Annotated in this window: 11 protein-coding genes; 5 read left to right on the top strand and 6 right to left on the bottom strand. The window is 72.8% G+C overall.

Annotated features, from left to right (window positions below; translation table 11 throughout):
• Positions 1–281 precede the first annotated feature (281 nt).
• Positions 282–1,235, bottom strand: coding sequence for a prolipoprotein diacylglyceryl transferase (locus WMF39_RS13175; RefSeq protein WP_012235037.1), 954 nt, complete (start codon positions 1,233–1,235; stop codon positions 282–284).
• A gap of 256 nt (positions 1,236–1,491) precedes the next feature.
• Between WMF39_RS13175 and WMF39_RS13170 the strand changes: the two genes are divergently transcribed.
• The 5 genes from WMF39_RS13170 to carB all read left to right on the top strand — a co-directional run bounded on the left by WMF39_RS13170 (position 1,492) and on the right by carB (position 9,923).
• Positions 1,492–2,028 (top strand): MogA/MoaB family molybdenum cofactor biosynthesis protein, encoded by a 537-nt coding sequence (locus tag WMF39_RS13170; RefSeq protein ID WP_437745871.1) that lies wholly within the window; start codon positions 1,492–1,494, stop codon positions 2,026–2,028.
• A complete protein-coding gene (locus WMF39_RS13165) occupies positions 2,025–3,242 on the top strand; it encodes a molybdopterin molybdotransferase MoeA (RefSeq protein WP_437745870.1) in 1,218 nt (405 codons plus the stop codon). Before WMF39_RS13170 ends, WMF39_RS13165 begins: the two co-directional genes overlap by 4 nt.
• A gap of 162 nt (positions 3,243–3,404) precedes the next feature.
• Positions 3,405–5,123: a carbamoyltransferase family protein gene (locus tag WMF39_RS13160; RefSeq protein ID WP_437745869.1), complete on the top strand. Its 1,719-nt coding sequence runs from the start codon at positions 3,405–3,407 to the stop codon at positions 5,121–5,123.
• A 357-nt stretch (positions 5,124–5,480) separates the two neighbouring features.
• Positions 5,481–6,647, top strand: coding sequence for a glutamine-hydrolyzing carbamoyl-phosphate synthase small subunit (gene carA, locus WMF39_RS13155; RefSeq protein WP_437745868.1), 1,167 nt, complete (start codon positions 5,481–5,483; stop codon positions 6,645–6,647).
• Between the two features lie 3 nt (positions 6,648–6,650).
• Entirely contained in the window at positions 6,651–9,923 is a 3,273-nt protein-coding gene (carB, locus tag WMF39_RS13150) for a carbamoyl-phosphate synthase (glutamine-hydrolyzing) large subunit (RefSeq protein WP_437745867.1), read from the top strand.
• A gap of 221 nt (positions 9,924–10,144) precedes the next feature.
• Here the strand turns inward: carB and WMF39_RS13145 are convergent, their stop codons facing one another.
• From WMF39_RS13145 to WMF39_RS13125, 5 genes are all read right to left on the bottom strand, one after another.
• Positions 10,145–11,380, bottom strand: a complete 1,236-nt coding sequence (locus WMF39_RS13145) for a collagen-like protein (RefSeq protein ID WP_437745866.1) — start codon at positions 11,378–11,380, stop codon at positions 10,145–10,147.
• Positions 11,377–11,553 (bottom strand): hypothetical protein, encoded by a 177-nt coding sequence (locus tag WMF39_RS13140; RefSeq protein ID WP_437299446.1) that lies wholly within the window; start codon positions 11,551–11,553, stop codon positions 11,377–11,379. The genes WMF39_RS13145 and WMF39_RS13140 overlap by 4 nt, the downstream gene beginning before the upstream one ends.
• Positions 11,554–12,290: 737 nt before the next feature.
• Entirely contained in the window at positions 12,291–12,905 is a 615-nt protein-coding gene (locus WMF39_RS13135; protein WP_437745865.1) for an HMA2 domain-containing protein, read from the bottom strand.
• Positions 12,902–13,186, bottom strand: coding sequence for a hypothetical protein (locus WMF39_RS13130; protein ID WP_437745864.1), 285 nt, complete (start codon positions 13,184–13,186; stop codon positions 12,902–12,904). The genes WMF39_RS13135 and WMF39_RS13130 overlap by 4 nt, the downstream gene beginning before the upstream one ends.
• Positions 13,183–16,662 (bottom strand): HAD-IC family P-type ATPase, encoded by a 3,480-nt coding sequence (locus WMF39_RS13125; RefSeq protein ID WP_437745863.1) that lies wholly within the window; start codon positions 16,660–16,662, stop codon positions 13,183–13,185. Before WMF39_RS13125 ends, WMF39_RS13130 begins: the two co-directional genes overlap by 4 nt.
• Positions 16,663–16,768 lie beyond the last annotated feature (106 nt).

The following is a 16,768-nucleotide window of genomic DNA, read 5'->3' as shown; positions in this document are numbered from 1 at the left end:
CAAATGAAGGCCCGGAAGGAGCCGTCCGTGGCCCCTCCGCGCCCCTCCGCGCCTTCGCCCCTCACGCGAGCGCCGGTCCGGAGGACCGGGGCGCCGGTCCAGGCGACCAGGGACCCCGCAGAGCGCGCTCCGTCACAGGCGGGCGTCGCCAGACCGGCGCTCGGGAAACCCGGCGCTCGGGAGGGCCGAGCGGTCCAGCGCCGCCCAGCGGATGAGCGCATCGCGCGGCGTGGATCTGCCCGAAACCCGAAACGACCGGTCCAAGGTGCCCAGGTGCGGGATCACCTCTCGGCCCGGGCGCGGGAGGCCCGAGGCGCCTCGGCCTCATCGTCCTCGTCGGACGGATCGTCGTCCGCGACGCGCGAAGCGCCGTCCAGCGGGCTCGCCCCGGCGCTCGACGGTTCGCCGCGCGCCGCCATGCGCAGGAAATAGAGCCCCACCGCGAACAGACCGAAGCATGCCCACTGCGCGGGAGTGAGACCGGCATAACGCGGATCGCCGCCGACGACCGTGCCCTCCCGCTCGCGCAGGAAATCGAGCGCGAACCGCACCGGAGCGTACGCGGTGCACATGATCCCGGTGTAGAAGCCGAGCGGACGATGGGGGTTCCGGCGCCAGAGCACCGCGAACGCGATCGCGAGCGGGATCGCGAGCACACACTCATATAGGCCGAGATCGAACCGGCCGACGTGTCCCGTCCCGAGCGGGTATTGGACCGCGAACCATGCGTCGGAAATACGGCCCGGATGATCGTGGACCGACGCGCAGCCCGCGCGCCCGAACACCCACGCGAGCGGAAACGCGCTGTTGACGACCTCGCAGTAGGGCATGATCCGCTCGCGGCGATAGAAGCGCCACGCGAAGGCGCCGATCAGCGCGCCGGTGAAGCCGCCGAAGCTCGACAGGCCGTCCCAGAGCGCGAAGAGGTAGAGAGGATCTCGAGCGACCCGCTGCGGGTGATAGAAGATCGCGTCGAGGACGTGCCCACCGATGAACCCGGCCGCCACGACCCAGAAGATGAACTCGCTCATCTTCTTCTCGTCGAGGCGCCGCTCGCGCGCGTGCCGCGTGGCGACGACGGCGCCGATGTAGACGCCGAGCGCCACCAGCGTGCCGAACGGCTTGATCGAGGGCGGCTTCGCCGGATCGATGAGCTGCCCCACGAGCGGGATGTGCTCCAGGAAAGCGAGCGGGATCTCGGGGAGCTCGATGTAAGGGATCAGAGGGCCTGACACGTCGCTCCCCTAGCGCAGCGACGAGGCGAAAGCCATCCGCCGTCGATGACGTCGGAGCGACAAGGCCGCGCCACGCGCGGCGGGGGCGCGCCGAGCGCGGCGGGGGCGCCAGGGACGCAGCGAGGCCGCCTTCGCCCGGTCGAGCCACCGCGCCGCCGCGCCACGAGGCCACCGCGCCCGCGCGAAGTCCGCCGCGACGCCGCGCCGGTGTCGTCAAGAGTTCGCCAACCGCGGGGGACAGGCGTAAACCTGCCGCATGAGCCGCTCCCCCGTGCGCGTCGCCACGCTGACGCTCAGTGACACCCGCACCCTCGACGATGACGAGGGCGGACAGCTCCTCGGCGAGCTCCTGAAGCGCGCCGGCTTCTCCGTGACCTCCCACGCCGTCATCCGCGAGGAGCCCGAGCTGCTGCGAGCGGCGATCGTTCAGATCGCGGACGCAGGCTCGGCCGACGCGGTCGTCACCACAGGCGGGACCGGGATCGCCCCGCGCGACCGGACCCTCGAGGCGCTCGCGCCGCTCTTCGAGAAGACGCTCGACGGCTTCGGCGAGGCATTCCGGCGCCTGAGCTGGGACGCGATCGGGCCGAACGCCATCCTGTCGCGCGCCGCGGCGGGCGTCGCGCGAGGGCTCGTGGTGATCGCGCTGCCCGGCAGCCCGAAGGCGGTGGAGCTCGCCGTCACGCAGATCATCGGCCCCGTCCTTGCCCACGCGGTCACGCTGGCGTCCGGCAAGGGCGGACACCACCACCGGCACCCACAGCCCGTGCAGGGCGAGGAGCAGCGCGGATGATCCCCTTCGAAGAGGCGCTCGATCGGCTGCTCGCGACCGCTGCCCCGGTCGGCCCCGAGCGGGTGCCGCTCGACGACGCGGCAGGGCGCGTGCTTGCCGAGGACATCGCGGCCGCCGACGCGATGCCCGCCTTCGACTACAGCGCGATGGACGGCTACGCCATCACCTCGGCCGACCTCGCGGGCAGCGGGCCCTTCAGGCTGCCCGTCCGCGGCGAGAGCGCGGCCGGCCGCCCGCTGCCGGCGCTCCACCCGGGCACGGCGTGTCGGATCTTCACCGGCGCGCGGCTGCCGCCCGGCGCCGACACGATCGCGCCGCAGGAGGACGCCGTGCGCAGCGGCGACGAGATCACCCTGCAGGAAGCGCCGCGGGCGGGCGCCTGGGTGCGCCGCCGGGGCGCGGACCTCGCGGAGGGCGCCGTCCCGCTGCGCAGAGGAGCGCGGCTCACCCCGGGGAAGGTCGCGCTCGCGGCCGCGCTCGATCGCCCGAGCGTCCTCGTCGCGCGCCGCCCCGTGGTCACGGTGATGTGCTCCGGCGACGAGCTGCGCGCGCCCGGCTCGCCCGGCCCCGCGGGCACGATCCCGGAGTCGAACAGCTACTTCATCGCCGCGACCGCGCGCGCGGCGGGCGCTGCGGTCCGCATCGCGCCGTTCGTCCCCGACGACGCGGCGCGCGCCGCCGAGGCGGTGTCGACGGCGCTGCGCGGGTCCGATCTCGTGGTGACCGTCGGCGGCGTGAGCGTCGGCGATCACGACATCGTCCGCCCCGCGCTCGAGGCAGCCGGCGTGTCGCTCGATTTCTGGCGCGTCGCCATCAAGCCGGGCAAGCCGCTCGCGGTGGGGCGCGCCGAGCTCTCGCGGTGTGGCGTCGTCCACGTGCTCGGGCTGCCAGGCAATCCGGCCTCGGCCTCGCTCACGTTCGTCCTCTTCGGCGTGCCGCTGCTCCGCGCCCTCCAGGGCGACGCGGCGCCGCGGCCGCCCCGCGTGATCGTCCGCGCGGACAGCGCGCTCAGGCGCCAGACCGGTCGCGCCGAGTTCCTCCGCACCCGCCTCGACGCCTCGAGCGGCGAGCTCGTCGCCCGCATCGCCGCGAACCAGGCGTCGGGCGCCGTCACGAGCTTCGCCGAGGCCGACGCGCTCGTCCTCGTGCCGGCCGATCGGGAGCGCATCGACGAGGGCGATCGCCTCGAGGCCATCCGCCTCGCGGAGATCTGACCGCGCGGTGCGCATTGCCCACAGCGCGAGGCATTGCCTCCAGCGCGCAGCATTGCCACGCGGCCGGCGAATTTACGTCACGAACCCGCGCTCGATCCCACCGCGCTCGGGCGGAGGGCTCACCTTGACCCTCGCGCGGGGGCACCGGAAGATGGCGGAGCGATGCTCATCCTCGGGATCAACGCCTACCACGGCGATGCGTCGGCCGCCCTGCTCGTCGACGGCCAGCTCGTGGCGGCGGCGGAGGAGGAGCGGTTCAGCAGGATCAAGCACTGCGCGGGCTTCCCGCGGCTGGCGGTCGAGTACTGCCTCGGCGCCGCGGGCGCGCGGGTCGAGGACATCGATCACATCGCGATCAGCCGCGACACGAGGGCGCACCTCGGCGACAAGCTCCTCTACGCGCTGACGCGGCGCTCACCGGCGGGGCTCCTCAAGGGCTCGCTCGGCGCGAGCGACCCGAAGGTGCACCTCGGCGCCGCGCTCGGCGTCGACCCGAAGCGCATCCGCGCCGCGTCGCACAACGTCGAGCACCACCGCGCGCACCTCGCCTCCGCGTTCTTCCCCTCGGGCTTCGACGAGGCGGCGGTCCTGTCCATCGACGCCTTCGGCGACTTCGTCAGCACGACGTGGGCGCGCGGCCGCGGCAACAAGCTGGAGATCCTCCGGCATGTCGGCTTCCCCCACTCGCTCGGGCTGTTCTACTCGGGCCTGACGCAGTACCTCGGGTTCCCCAAGTTCGGCGACGAGTACAAAGTCATGGGGCTGTCGGCCTACGGCCAGCCGGATCTGCTCGACAAGCTCCGGCAGGTGGTGCGCGTCAAGGACGGGGCGTTCGAGCTCGGGCTAGAGTACTTCCAGCACCACACGAAGGGCATCGCGATGACCTGGGAGGGCGAGCCCCGCTACGGCCCCATCCACTCCGAGCGCCTGATCGACCTGCTCGGCCCCGCCCGCAGCCCGAAGAGCCGGATGGAAGATCGCTTCATGGCGGTCGCCGCCTCGACGCAGGCGGCGTTCGAGGAGGTCTACTTCGAGCTGCTCGCGACGGCGAAGCACCTCACCGGCTCGCCGCGCCTCGCCCTCGCGGGCGGCTGCGCCTACAACAGCGTGGCGGCGGGGAAGATCCGGCCGAAGGGGCTGTTCGACGACGTCTTCATCCAGCCAGCGGCCGGCGACGCGGGCACGTCGTTCGGGGCGGCGCTCTACGTCCACCACCACAAGCTCGACAACCCGCGCGGCTTCCACCAGACGCACAGCTACTTCGGCCCGGCCTTCTCGCAGGAGACCATCGACGAGCTGCTCCGGAAGGAGCAGGTCGCGTTCGAGACCCTCCCCGACGAGGACCTGATCCCCCGCGTCGCCAGGGCGATCAGCGAGGGCAAGGTGGTCGGCTGGTTCCAGGGGCGGATGGAGTACGGCCCGCGCGCGCTCGGCAACCGCAGCATCCTCTGCGACCCGCGGCGGCCGGACATCAAGGACGCGATGAACGAGCGGATCAAGCGCCGCGAGATGTTCCGCCCCTTCGCGCCGGCGCTGCCCCTCGAGCGCGTCGGCGACTACTTCGAGCAGACCTCGCCGGACCCGTTCATGGTCAAGGTCTACAAGATCAAGCCCGAGCGCCGCGCCGAGATCCCCGCCGTGACCCACGTCGACGGCACGGGGCGCCTCCAGACGGTGACCGCCCAGGAGAACCCGCGCTACCACGCGCTCCTCAGCGAGTTCGGCCGGCAGACGGGCACGCCCGTCCTCCTGAACACCTCCTTCAACGCGAGCGAGCCGATCGTTTGCACCCCAAAGGAAGCGCTCGACTGCTTCCTCCGGACCAAGATGGACGTGCTCGTGCTCGAGCGGGCCTACCTCGAGCGCGCGCCGGCCCTCTAGGCAGACCGCGCGCGCTCCTGGCAGGCCGCGAAAAGCCCGCCGGAAGCGGCCGTGGAGGCCCGGCCGAAAGTTCGTGGTTGACGTGGAGCGAGGGGACGGCAAATGGGCGTCCCCGGCATGTGGAAGAACGGGACGCCGGGCGCCCTGCCCCACCTCGACGGAGCGCCGGAGCAACCGGCTCCGACGACCGGGGGTGCTTGGACGCCTTGCCTCGAGCATGATGCCGGCCCGCCGCGCGGCGTGCGCGCGGACCTGGTACCCCATGGGCCCACGGCGCTGCATGCGCTCACGGCCCCTCCTGCGTAAGGGTCCGCGCCGCGGCGGCCCAGGCGGTCAAAGAGGATGGATGCGAATCGGATGAAGCTCGTACTCGAAGACGGCACGACCATGACGGGCCGGTGCTTCGGCGCCCCGCGCGCGGTGAGCGGCGAGGTCGTCTTCAACACCGGCATGACGGGGTACGTCGAGACGCTCACGGATCCCTCGTACAGAGGCCAGATCCTGACGATCACGTACCCGCTCGTGGGCAGCTACGGCGTGCCCGCGCCGCGCAAAGCAGGCAGCGTCGACGGGCCCTACGAGGCCGACCGCATCCAGCTGCAGGGGCTCGTGGTCCAGAGCTACGTGGAGCGCTACAGCCACCACGCCGCGGTCCGCTCGCTCGGCGCCTGGCTCGCCAGCGAGGGCATCCCGGCGATCACGGGGATCGACACGCGCACGCTGACGCGGCGGCTCCGGGAGGTCGGGACGATGAAGGGCTGGCTGTTCCCGGCCGAGATGGACCTGGAGCGGGTGAAGCGCTCGGCCGAGGCCGTGGACATGCGCGAGGAGGTGTTCCGCCTCGTTTCGCCCCGCGAGCCCATCACGTACGAGGGCGGCCCCCTGAAGGTGCTCCTCATCGACGCGGGCGCGAAGGACAACATCGTCCGCTCGCTCCTGCGGCGCGGGGTCACCGTCATCCGCGCCCCCTACCACGCGCCCATCGCCGAGCTCGCCGAGAGCGCCGACGGCGTCCTCATCGGCAACGGCCCTGGCGACCCCAAGGACCTCGGCCAGCTGGTCGCCGCGGTGCGCGGCCTGCTCGGGACCTACACGAAGCCGATCTTCGGCATCTGCCTCGGCAACCAGATCCTCGCGCTGGCCGCCGGCGGCGACACCTTCAAGCTGCCGTACGGCCATCGCGGCGTGAACCAGCCGGTGCAGGACCTCCTGAGCCGCCGTTGTTACGTCACGAGCCAGAACCACGGGTACGCGGTGAAGCACGAGTCGCTGCCCGCCGAGTGGGAGCCCTGGTTCGTCAACATCAACGACGGCACCAACGAGGGCATCCGCTCGCGGCTCCGCCCCTTCTTCAGCGTCCAGTTCCACCCCGAGGCGACGCCCGGGCCCGAGGACGCAGGCTACCTGTTCGACGACTTCCTCCGCCTCTGCGGCGCGATGAAGGGGTCCTCCGATTCGCGACTCAAGACCGCGGGGACCGCTGCCGCGGATCCCCGCGCCACCCCCACCGCAGGAAGGAGCTGAGCCATGTACGGCGCGTATCTCCCCAAGAAACCCCGGCGCGTCCTCGTGCTCGGCTCCGGCGCGCTCCAGATCGGTCAGGCCGGCGAGTTCGACTACTCGGGGTCGCAGGCGATCAAGGCCCTCAAGGAGGAGGGGATCGCCACCGTCCTCGTGAACCCCAACATCGCCACCATCCAGACGAGCGAGGGGCTCGCAGACCGCATCCACCTCTGCGCGGTCACCCCGGAGTTCGTCGAGCGGATCATCGTCAAGGAGGAGGTCGACGCGATCGCCCTCTCCTTCGGCGGGCAGACGGCGCTCAACTGCGGGCTCGAGCTCCACGACTCGGGCATCCTCGACAAGTACGGCGTGCGGGTGCTCGGCACGCCGATCAAGGCGATCCGCGACACCGAGGACCGGCGGCTCTTCATCGAGCGCCTCGACGAGATCGGCGTGAAGACCGCCCGCAGCCGCGCCTGCCGCTCGGCGGCCGAGGCCATGGCGGCGGCGCGCGAGATCGGGTTCCCCGTGATGCTCCGCGGCGGCTACGCGCTCGGCGGCAAGGGCAGCGGCATCGTCGAGAGCGAGCGCGACCTCGAGGACGCCGTGCGCCGCGGCTTCGCCGGCGGCGTGCCCCAGGTGCTCGTCGAGGAGTGCCTCCGCGGCTGGAAGGAGATCGAGTACGAGGTCGTCCGAGACGGGCGCGACAACTGCATCACCGTCTGCAACATGGAGAACCTCGACCCGATGGGGATCCATACCGGGGAGTCGATCGTCGTCGCCCCGTCGCAGACGCTGAACGACGAGGAGTACCAGCTCCTCCGCTCGGTCGCGCTGAAGACGATCCGCCACCTCGGCATCGTGGGCGAGTGCAACATCCAGTACGCGCTCGACCCGCACAGCGCCGATTACCGGGTCATCGAGGTGAATGCGCGCCTCTCCCGGTCGAGCGCCCTCGCCAGCAAGGCGACGGGCTACCCGCTCGCCTACGTCGCCGCGAAGATCGCCGTCGGCTACACCATGCCGGAGATCGCCAACGCGATCACCCGCAGGACGACCGCGTTCTTCGAGCCGGCGCTCGACTACCTCGTCTGCAAGGTCCCGCGCTGGGACCTCGGCAAGTTCCGCGGCGCCTCGATGCGGATCGGCAGCGAGATGAAGAGCGTCGGCGAGGTCATGGCCATCGGCAGGACGTTCCCCGAGGTCATCCAGAAGGCGCTCCGCATGCTCGACATCGGGGTGAAGGGGCTCGACCCCGACGCGTTCACCTTCAAGGACCTCCGCGACGAGCTGCAGAACGCGACGCCGCTCCGGATCTTCGCCGTGGCCCGCGCGCTCCAGGAGGGGATGTCGGTCGACGAGATCCACAACCTCACCAAGATCGACCGGTGGTTCTTGAACCAGATCGAGCCGATCGTCCGGATGCACCGGGACCTGAAGACGCTCAAGGTCGCCGTCCCCGCGCAGGCCGACAAGGCCGCGGCCGCGCAGGAGCCGGCGCTCGAGGAGGCGACCCTCCGGGAGGCGAAGCAGCTCGGCTTCAGCGACCGGATGATCGGCACGCTGACCGGCGCGCCGCGGGGCTCGATCCGGGAGGCCAGGAAGCGGCACGGCATCGTGCCGCACCTCGCGCAGATCGACACGCTCGCGGCCGAGTTCCCCGCCGAGACGAACTACCTTTATTCGAGCTATCACGCGTCGGCCACGGACGTCGCGCCGTCCTGGCGGAAGAAGATCATGGTGCTCGGCTCCGGCGCCTACCGCATCGGATCGAGCGTCGAGTTCGACTGGTGCTGCGTCAACGCGATCCGCGCGGCCTCGGAGCTCGGCTACGAGACCATGATGCTGAACTACAACCCGGAGACGGTCAGCACCGATTACGACACGTGCGACAAGCTGGTCTTCGACGAGATCAGCTTCGAGACGGTGCTCGACATCTACGAGCGGGAGCAGCCCTACGGCATCGTGGTCAGCATGGGCGGGCAGGTCCCGAACAACCTGGCGCTCCGGCTGCACGAGGCGGGGGCGCGCATCCTCGGCACGAGCCCGGGAAGCATCGACACCGCCGAGGACCGGAAGAAGTTCAGCGATCTGCTCGACCGGCTGGGGATCGACCAGCCGCGCTGGGCGCACGTCGTCGACGCGGGCCAGGCGGGCGAGATCGTGAACAAGCTCGGCGGCTTCCCCGTCCTCGTGCGGCCGAGCTACGTGCTGAGCGGCGCGGCCATGAGCGTGGCGCACGAGCCCAACGAGCTCGATCGCATCCTCGCCCGGGCCAAGGCCGTCTCCCCCACCTACCCCGTTGTCGTGTCCAAGTTCGAGACCCACGCCCGCGAGGTGGAGATCGACGCGGTCGCCGATCGCGGGGAGATCATCCTCTGGGCGATCAGCGAGCACATCGAGAACGCCGGCGTCCACAGCGGCGACGCGACGCTCGTCCTGCCCCCGCAGTCGCTCTACATCGCGACGATCCGCAGGATCAAGCAGATCGCCCAGCAGGTGGCGCGGTCGCTCTCGATCACCGGGCCGTTCAACATGCAGTTCTTGGCCAAGCACAACACGGTCAAGGTGATCGAGTGCAACCTGCGCGCGTCGCGGAGCTTCCCCTTCGTGTCGAAGGTCACGGGGAACAACTTCGTCCGGGAGGCGATGCGCAGGATGCTCGGCGTGTCGCAGCCGGTCGAGAACCGCGGGCTCGACCTCGATTACGTCGGGGTGAAGGCGCCGATGTTCTCGTTCTCGCGCCTCGTGGGGGCCGATCCGATGCTCGGCGTCGAGATGGCGAGCACCGGCGAGGTCGGCTGCTTCGGCGACGACATGCACGAGGCGCTCCTGCACTCGCTGCTCGCGACCGGCTTCAGGTTCCCCAAGAAGGGCGTGCTGCTCTCGCTCGGGCCGCTCGAGGACAAGTACTGGTTCGCCGACGAGGCCCGCGTCATCGCCGAGCACCTGAAGCTCCCCATCTTCGCGACGCCGGGCACGGCCGAGGCGCTCCGGGCGCTCGGGCTCGCGTGCACGAGCCTCGCGAAGCAGCCCGACGAGGGGGAGACGGCGATGAGCGCCATCGAGCAGGGGAAGGTGGATCTCGTGATCAACATCCCCCGCGAGTACGACCAGCTCGGCCGTCCGGACGGCTACCTGATCCGGCGGCGCGCGGTCGACGCGAACATCCCGCTCCTCACGGACCTCCAGCTCGCGCGGGCGGTCATCGGGGCGATGCGCGCGAAGAGGATCGAGGATCTGCGGACCCTGTCCTACGACGAGTACCTCGCGCGGAGCCCGGTGGCGCTCAGGTGATCTGAGACGCCGACGCGGCGAGGAGAGGCTCCGGGTGGCTCGGGAGGTCGTGCCGAGCCGCCCGGCCCCGCGACGGACACCCCCGCACGGGGCCGGCTGCCCTCCCGAGAGCAGAACCAACACCGGCCCTCTCCGCGCCCCGCGACGGATGCCCCCGCACGGGGCCTGCCGACTTCATGGGAGCGGAGGCGGGCTCACGAACCCGGACGGCGGGCTCGCCCTCAGTCGTTCGTGACGATGAACCAGCCGTTCACCATGCCGTTGCCGGTCGACGTGGTCGATCCCTGGATCGCGCTGGTCCCCTCATTGCGGACGCACATGCCGACATTCCATTCGCCCTCTGGCAGCACCGTCGTGGCAGAGACCGAGTAGGTCGTGCGGGTCGGCGTGAAGTAGTGGCTCGCGAAGGTGCCGCCGAAGAAGTTGACGAGCTCGCTGGTGCCGCGCCGCTGGTAACAGAGGCCGAGCGGGGCGACGAACGCAGCGCGGGACGGCTGCAGCCCGAGCGGCGCAGAGGCCGATCCGGTCACGCGCTGGCTGCCGGTGATGGTCACCGTCCCCGGGGGGCCGACGAAGACATACGCGGCGCTGCCACCATCAAAAAGCGGAGCAACGTTGCCCGCAATCGCGATCGTCGCGACCACACCCGTCGGCCCCTGAGGCCCTGTTGCACCCTCGGGCCCCATCGGCCCCTCGGGCCCCATCGGGCCCTCGGGTCCCATCGGGCCCTCGGGTCCCATCGGGCCCTCGGGTCCCATTGGCCCCTCGGGCCCCATCGGCCCCTGGGGCCCCATTGGCCCCTCGGGCCCCATCGGTCCCCTCTCGCCGGGCAGGCCAGCCGGCCCCGCCGGTCCCTCGGGCCCTGTCGCGCCCACGGGCCCCGTCGGCCCCTCAGGCCCCTTCGGCCCCTGGGGCCCTGTCGGTCCCTCCGGCCCCGTCGGTCCCTGGGGCCCCGTCGGTCCCATCGGCCCCGCGATTCCGCTCGAGTTGCCCACCCAGTTGCCGCTCTCGTCGATGACGACCCTGCCGCCGATCTTCACCAGCTTCGGCGTGATCTCACCAACAGCGTTGTTCGCGACCATCGCATACGGGACGCTCCCGATCGAAGCGCGAGGCTCCATCTCCTGATCGTCCCCGACCGTGATTCCGATGTAGCGAACCGAGCCGTCAAAGACCTTCGCGGATTGCTCCTCGGTGAAGTCGAGCACGGTGGAGAAAAAGCCTTCGTCGAACGAGAGCGCGATCACCTCGCTCCAGAGCGGCTCGTCGTCGTCCTCGGCGGCGTAGATGGCGAACGTCACCGAGAGGACGTCATTGACCGGCTCGCCGTTGGCCGTGAAGAGCCGCCCCTGATGCGAGATCTGCATCGGCACGGCGGCGGCCGCGCCGCGCACGAGGCCGACGGAGGCGGCGAGAAGAACACCCATCGCGAGGACACGCCGTCCCATCCCGTTCATGGCACGCTCCCGTTCGCCCCGACCAGACCGCCCTGCACGCGGTAACTCGGTGAGGTCGTCTTTCCCTGATTCTGCGTCGGCTGACCGAGCGTGAAGACCATGCGATAGCTCGGGCTCCTCACGACCTTCCCCGCGCTGACCATCTCGCCCGCGGCGATGCCCCGATCCCCCACCTCGGGACGCCCACCTGCGCCACCCCCGCCCGCCGAAGCCACAGGATCGCCTGCACCAGCCCCGCCGGCCCCCCCGAGACCCTCACCCCCCGACCCGGCCCCAGCCACGGACACGTCGGGACTGCCGCAGCTACAGCCCGGAGACACGGCGAGCGATGCAACAGTCAGGCCTAGCCACACCGGGAATTGCAGTCGCGCCATCAACGTGTTCCCCTCTGCTTCCGGGGCTTACGATCCGGACCAGGAAGGTACGCGCCCGGCCACCAAGGTTCAATCTATTCCCGAGCCATTGTGATACATCGCCGCTTTACGTCGGGGTCGACAGGCGGCGCCACGGGCTCGAAAGCGCGCCGAGACGCTCACGCAGCGATCGCAAGGCGATGCCCGAGGCGAGGTGAACGCCGAGAATCCTGGCCCCGCCGGCGGAATGCCCTCGTCCCACGCTCTCCTGCCCTCCGCGCGAGCGCGCGGTAGCAGCTCCGCCGAGCGCTGCCCCCGCGCGCCGCGCCGATGGGCCCGCCTTCAGCCGCGCCCGGAGCGCCCCGACCGGCGGTGCGTCCGCGGAGCGGAAATGCCTCTCTGCAGCGTTTTCCGCCCACCTCTGCCACGTGCAGAGCGGCGGTCACCCGCACAGGAGACGGGCCCAGATCGGCGTTTTCGGCGCGCAAGCGCACTCCGGTGCGCTGAGCACCGAAAACGCCGAGGTGGGCCCGTATCCGAAGCGGGTGACCGTCGCTCTAGAGATCGTCGCAGACCGGGCCCGCCTCGCCGGGCCCCTCGCCCGCGACGCCCGGCTGGCCCTGCGCCCCGCCGCCGCTGTTCAGCTCCTCCGAGATCGCCCCGGGGTTGAACGTCATGAACCACCGGAGCGACCACCAGAGCAGGTTGAACCAGGCCGGCACAGGCAGCCTGCGCGTCGCCCCGACCTCGGCGAGCCCCGCCGCCGCGAAGACGACCGGCAAGATGGTGCCAAGATCCGCGCGGTAATCCATCGCCTCGCGCACATCGGCGTTGATCCCGGCAAAGGCGTGCGCGACCGCGCGGGCGACGCGCGTCGGACCAGGATGCCCCTCGGGCCGCGGCGCGCCGAGCGGGTGGCCGTCGTCCTCGCGCGCCCCGTCGACCAGCCCGGCGAGCCGGGCGCGGAGCCGCTCCGGATCGAGCCCGCCCTCGGAGCGCTCGACGATCACCGAGCCCGTCATCGGACGGATCGAGACGACCTCGCAGGCGGGATCGGCCGCGAGCTGCTCCGCGATCCGCTCGCACACCCGACGATGGCCGGCCAGCGCCGGCGCGCGCAGGCGGACGCGCCGCTCCAGGGCGTGGACCACGAGGACCGCCGGCGACGTCATGACGACGGCTCGCCGTGGAGCTCCGAGGCGCCGTTGCTCTTGCGCGCAGCCCGCTCGCCGCGCGCCCCGCCCGCCGCCTTCTGGCGCACCCGCTCGGCGACCTCGGCGAAGAGATCCTCGACGTGCTCCCGCTGGCGCTCGAGCAAGCCGAGGCCCAGCCTGCCCAGGTGGAGCCCGAGCGCCGCGATCTCGACGACCACCGGCCGGAGGTGCTGCTTCTTGCCCATCAGGAGGACGGCCGTGCCGACCCCCAGGGCGAACGACGGTGGATGGAACTTCATGATGCCATGTCTCCCTTGCGCAGCCCGGCGACGCGCGCGGCGCGCACGCCTTGCTTGCGTCTCGCGGCCGCCCCCGCATCCTCGCCTGCGCCCTGGTCCGTTTCCGCTTCCGCTCTCGCGTCTGCTGCTTCCGCTTCTGCTGACGCGTCCGATTCCGCTCCTGACGCCGAGCCCGACTCCGACTCCGATTCCAATTCCGATTCCGATTCCGATTCCAATTCCGATTCCGATTCCAATTCCAATTCCCCTTCCGCGCGCTTGCCGTTGACGATCACGATCTCGCGGCCAGCGCTCCCGGAGCGCCCCAGAGGACCGCGGAGCAGCGCGGGCAGCGCGCCCACGGCCACGGCGAGCGCGAGCTCCCCGGCGCGGAGGCGCTGCGCCCCCAGCAGGCGGCCCAGGGACCTGGAGCCGAGCGCGAGCGCCTGGAGCGCGGACGTGGCGGCGAGCGCGCGGGCCACGTGCGGGCTGTCCCGGCGGAGCGCGTCCGCCGCGGCGCCCTCCCCGGCGCCGGCGCGGCAGGCCAGGATGTGGAGCAGCTGCGCGGTCACCAGCGCCGTGAACGCCCTCGTCCCCGCGGTGGCCCGGCCGCCGAGCGCGTACGCCGAGAGCGACGCGCCAGACATCGCGGCCGCGTCCACGCCCAGCGCGCGGAGATCGGCCGCGCCGAGCAGCCGCGCCGCAGGGTCGCGCGGGGGGCGCCGCATGACGCCGGCCTCGGCCGGCTCGAGCGCGAGCGCGAGCGCCGGCGCCACGTCGGTGAGCAGGTTGATCCAGAGCAGCTGCAGCGGCGTGAGCGGCGAGGCGCCGCAGAGGGCGCCCACCAGCATCGTGAGGACCTCGCTCGCGTTCGTCGCGACGAAGTAGGCGATCGCCCGGCGGACGTTGTCGTGCAGCCGCCGCCCCTCGCGGACCGCCTCGGTGAGGCTCGGCAGATCGTCCTCGGCGAGGACCACGTCGGCCACGGCCCGCGCGATGTCCGTGCCGCGCTTGCCCATGGCCACGCCGACGTCGGCCGCCTTGAGCGCGGGTCCGTCGTTCACGCCGTCGCCCGTCATCGCCACGATCGCGCCGCCCTGCTGGAGCGCCCGCACGATGTCGAGCTTGGCCTCCGGGGTGACCCGGCTGTGCACGGCGTCCGGCGGGATGCCGAGCTCGACGCCGATCGCGCGCGCGGTCCGCTCCTGGTCGCCCGTGAGCATCAGGGTGCGGATGCCGGCGCCGGAGAGGGCCTCGAGCGCCTCCCGCACGCCGGGGCGCGGCGGGTCGCGGAGGCCGACGAGGCCGGCGAACTCGAGCGGAGCGTCGTTGTCCGGCCGGCCGTTCTGCCGCCACGCGAGCGCGAGCACGCGCAGCCCCCGCGAGGCCATCGCGTCGTTGTGCCGGAGCACCTCGCCGCGCTCGTCGCCGGCCCCCTCGCGCCGAGGCGGCGCGTCGCAGCGCGCGACGACCTGCTCGGGGGCGCCCTTCACGAGCTCGATGTGCCCGAGCTCCGGGTGGTCGTGGACCGTCACCATGAACGCGCGCTCGGCCGAGCGCCGCGCCTCGCTCACGCGCGGCGCCGCGAGGCGCCGCGCCGACACGGGGTAGCCGGCGGCGAGCGCGAACTCCACGAGGGCGCGCTCGGTGCCGCTGCCCTGGACGACCTTGCCCGCCTCGCTCAGCTCGACGTCGGCGTTGAGGGCGGCGATGCGCGCGAGCGCGTGCACGCGCGGGGCGGCGGCGTCGACCTCGCGCCCGTCCTCGCCGATCAGCGCGATCCCGCGCCCGGGCCCCGCTCCGCCGCCGCGGCGGGCGGCGCGCTCCACCCGCAGCGCGCCCTCGCCGGGGAGGAAGATCTCGGCCACCTGCATCCGGTTCTCGGTGAGCGTGCCGGTCTTGTCGGCGCAGACGACGCTCACCGCGCCGAGCGTCTCGGCCGCGGCGAGGCGGCGGATCACGATGCCGGAGCCGCGCAGGCGGCGGCTCGCGAGCGCGAGCGCCGTGGTGCCCACGGTGGGGAACCCCTCGGGGATGGCGGCGACGCCGAGCGCGACGGCGCTCCGCAAGAGCGCGCGGAGCGGCCTCCGGCGCGCGAGGCCGACGACCATCACCGCCGACGAGCTCGCGAGCGCGAAGGTCGCGAGGCGCCGGCCGATCCAGGCGAGCTCCTGCTCGAGCGGCGGGGTGCGCTCGGACTCGCGGGAGAGCGCGCGCTGGATGTCCCCGAGCGCGGTCCACCGGCCTGTCGCGACGACCACCGCCGCCCCCTCGCCCGAGGCGATGGTGGTGCCCGCGTACACCATGCCGCGGCGCTCGGCGAGCGGCGCGCCGCCGTCGACCCTCGCGGCGCACTTCTCGGCGGGCTCGCTCTCGCCGGTCAGCGTGCTCTCGTCGGCGGCGAGAGCGCGCGAGGTCAGGACGCGCGCGTCCGCCGCGACCGGCTCGCCCGCGCGCAGCGCGAGCACGTCGCCCGGCACGATCTCCGACGCGGCGAGCCGCTGCTCGCGCCCGTCGCGCACGACGCGCGCCCACCCGACGCGGAGGTCGCCCCACGCGTGCAGGAGCTCCTCGGCGCGCGACTCCGTGTACGTGCCGATCGCGGCGTTCGCGCCGACGACGAGGAGGACGGCGCCGGCGTCGATCATGTCGCCGAGCGCGAGCGACACGCCCGCCGCGCCGAGGAGCATCGCCGTGGGCACCGTGAAGACCTGCCCGGCGAGGATCTCGATCGACGAGCGGGTCGCGACGCCGGCGAGCTCGTTCGGGCCGAGCTCGCGGAGGCGGCGGCGCGCCTCGGCGGCGGGGAGCCCCTCGCGCGGATCGACGCCGAGCGCGCGGGCGACCTCGCCCGCGTCCTCCGCGTAGGCGCAGAGCGCCACGTCGACGCGGCGGGCGCGCTCGCCTCCGCCCTGCCCGGCCGGCGCGCCTCCACCCTGCCCGGCCGGCGCGCCTCCACCCTGCCCGGCCGGCGCGCCTCCACCCTGCCCGGCCGGCGCGCCTCCACCCTGCCCGGCCGGCGCGACCTGGCTCCCCCAGGCCCGCGCATGCCACGCGCGGCGCTCGTCCTCGCCCGCCGCGCCCTCGCGGGGGCGCGCGCAGCGGCGCGCCGCGCGCACGAGCGCGCCCACGCCCTCGGCCATGGCCCGCACGGCGCGGCGCGCGGACGGCGGCGGCGGGGCGCCTGGCACGGCGTGGGCGCCGAGCACGAGCGCGGCCTCGTCGGCCGCGTCCTCCCCCACGCGCACGAGCACCCGCCCGGTGCGCGCGCTCGCCCGCGCGGACACGACGCCGGGGATCGCCGCGAGGTCGCGCTCGATGCGCGCAGCGCGCGCAGCGTCTCCGAAGAGGCCGGCCACCTCCGCGCGCACCCGCGCGATCCCGGCAGGCCCGTGCAGATCGCGCGCAGGCGTGCGATCTGCGCGAGCGCGCCGCCGCGCGCCGCCGCCCCTGCGCCCGCCACGAAGATCGATCCAGCCCGTGCCCCGACGCTCCATGATCCTCCGCGCTGAGGCGGAGGCCTTTTCAAAGGTCGAGCCAGCGCCTGTGTGCGAGCGAGCCACATCGAGCCGCCGGGCCGGCGCGGCGGCGCGCCAGCGCCCT

Origin of the sequence: Sorangium sp. So ce1504 (genome assembly GCF_051521635.1) — a bacterium.
Taxonomy (GTDB): Bacteria; Myxococcota_A; Polyangia; order Polyangiales; family Polyangiaceae; genus Sorangium; species Sorangium cellulosum_B.
This window is presented reverse-complemented; position numbering and strand designations above follow the sequence as displayed.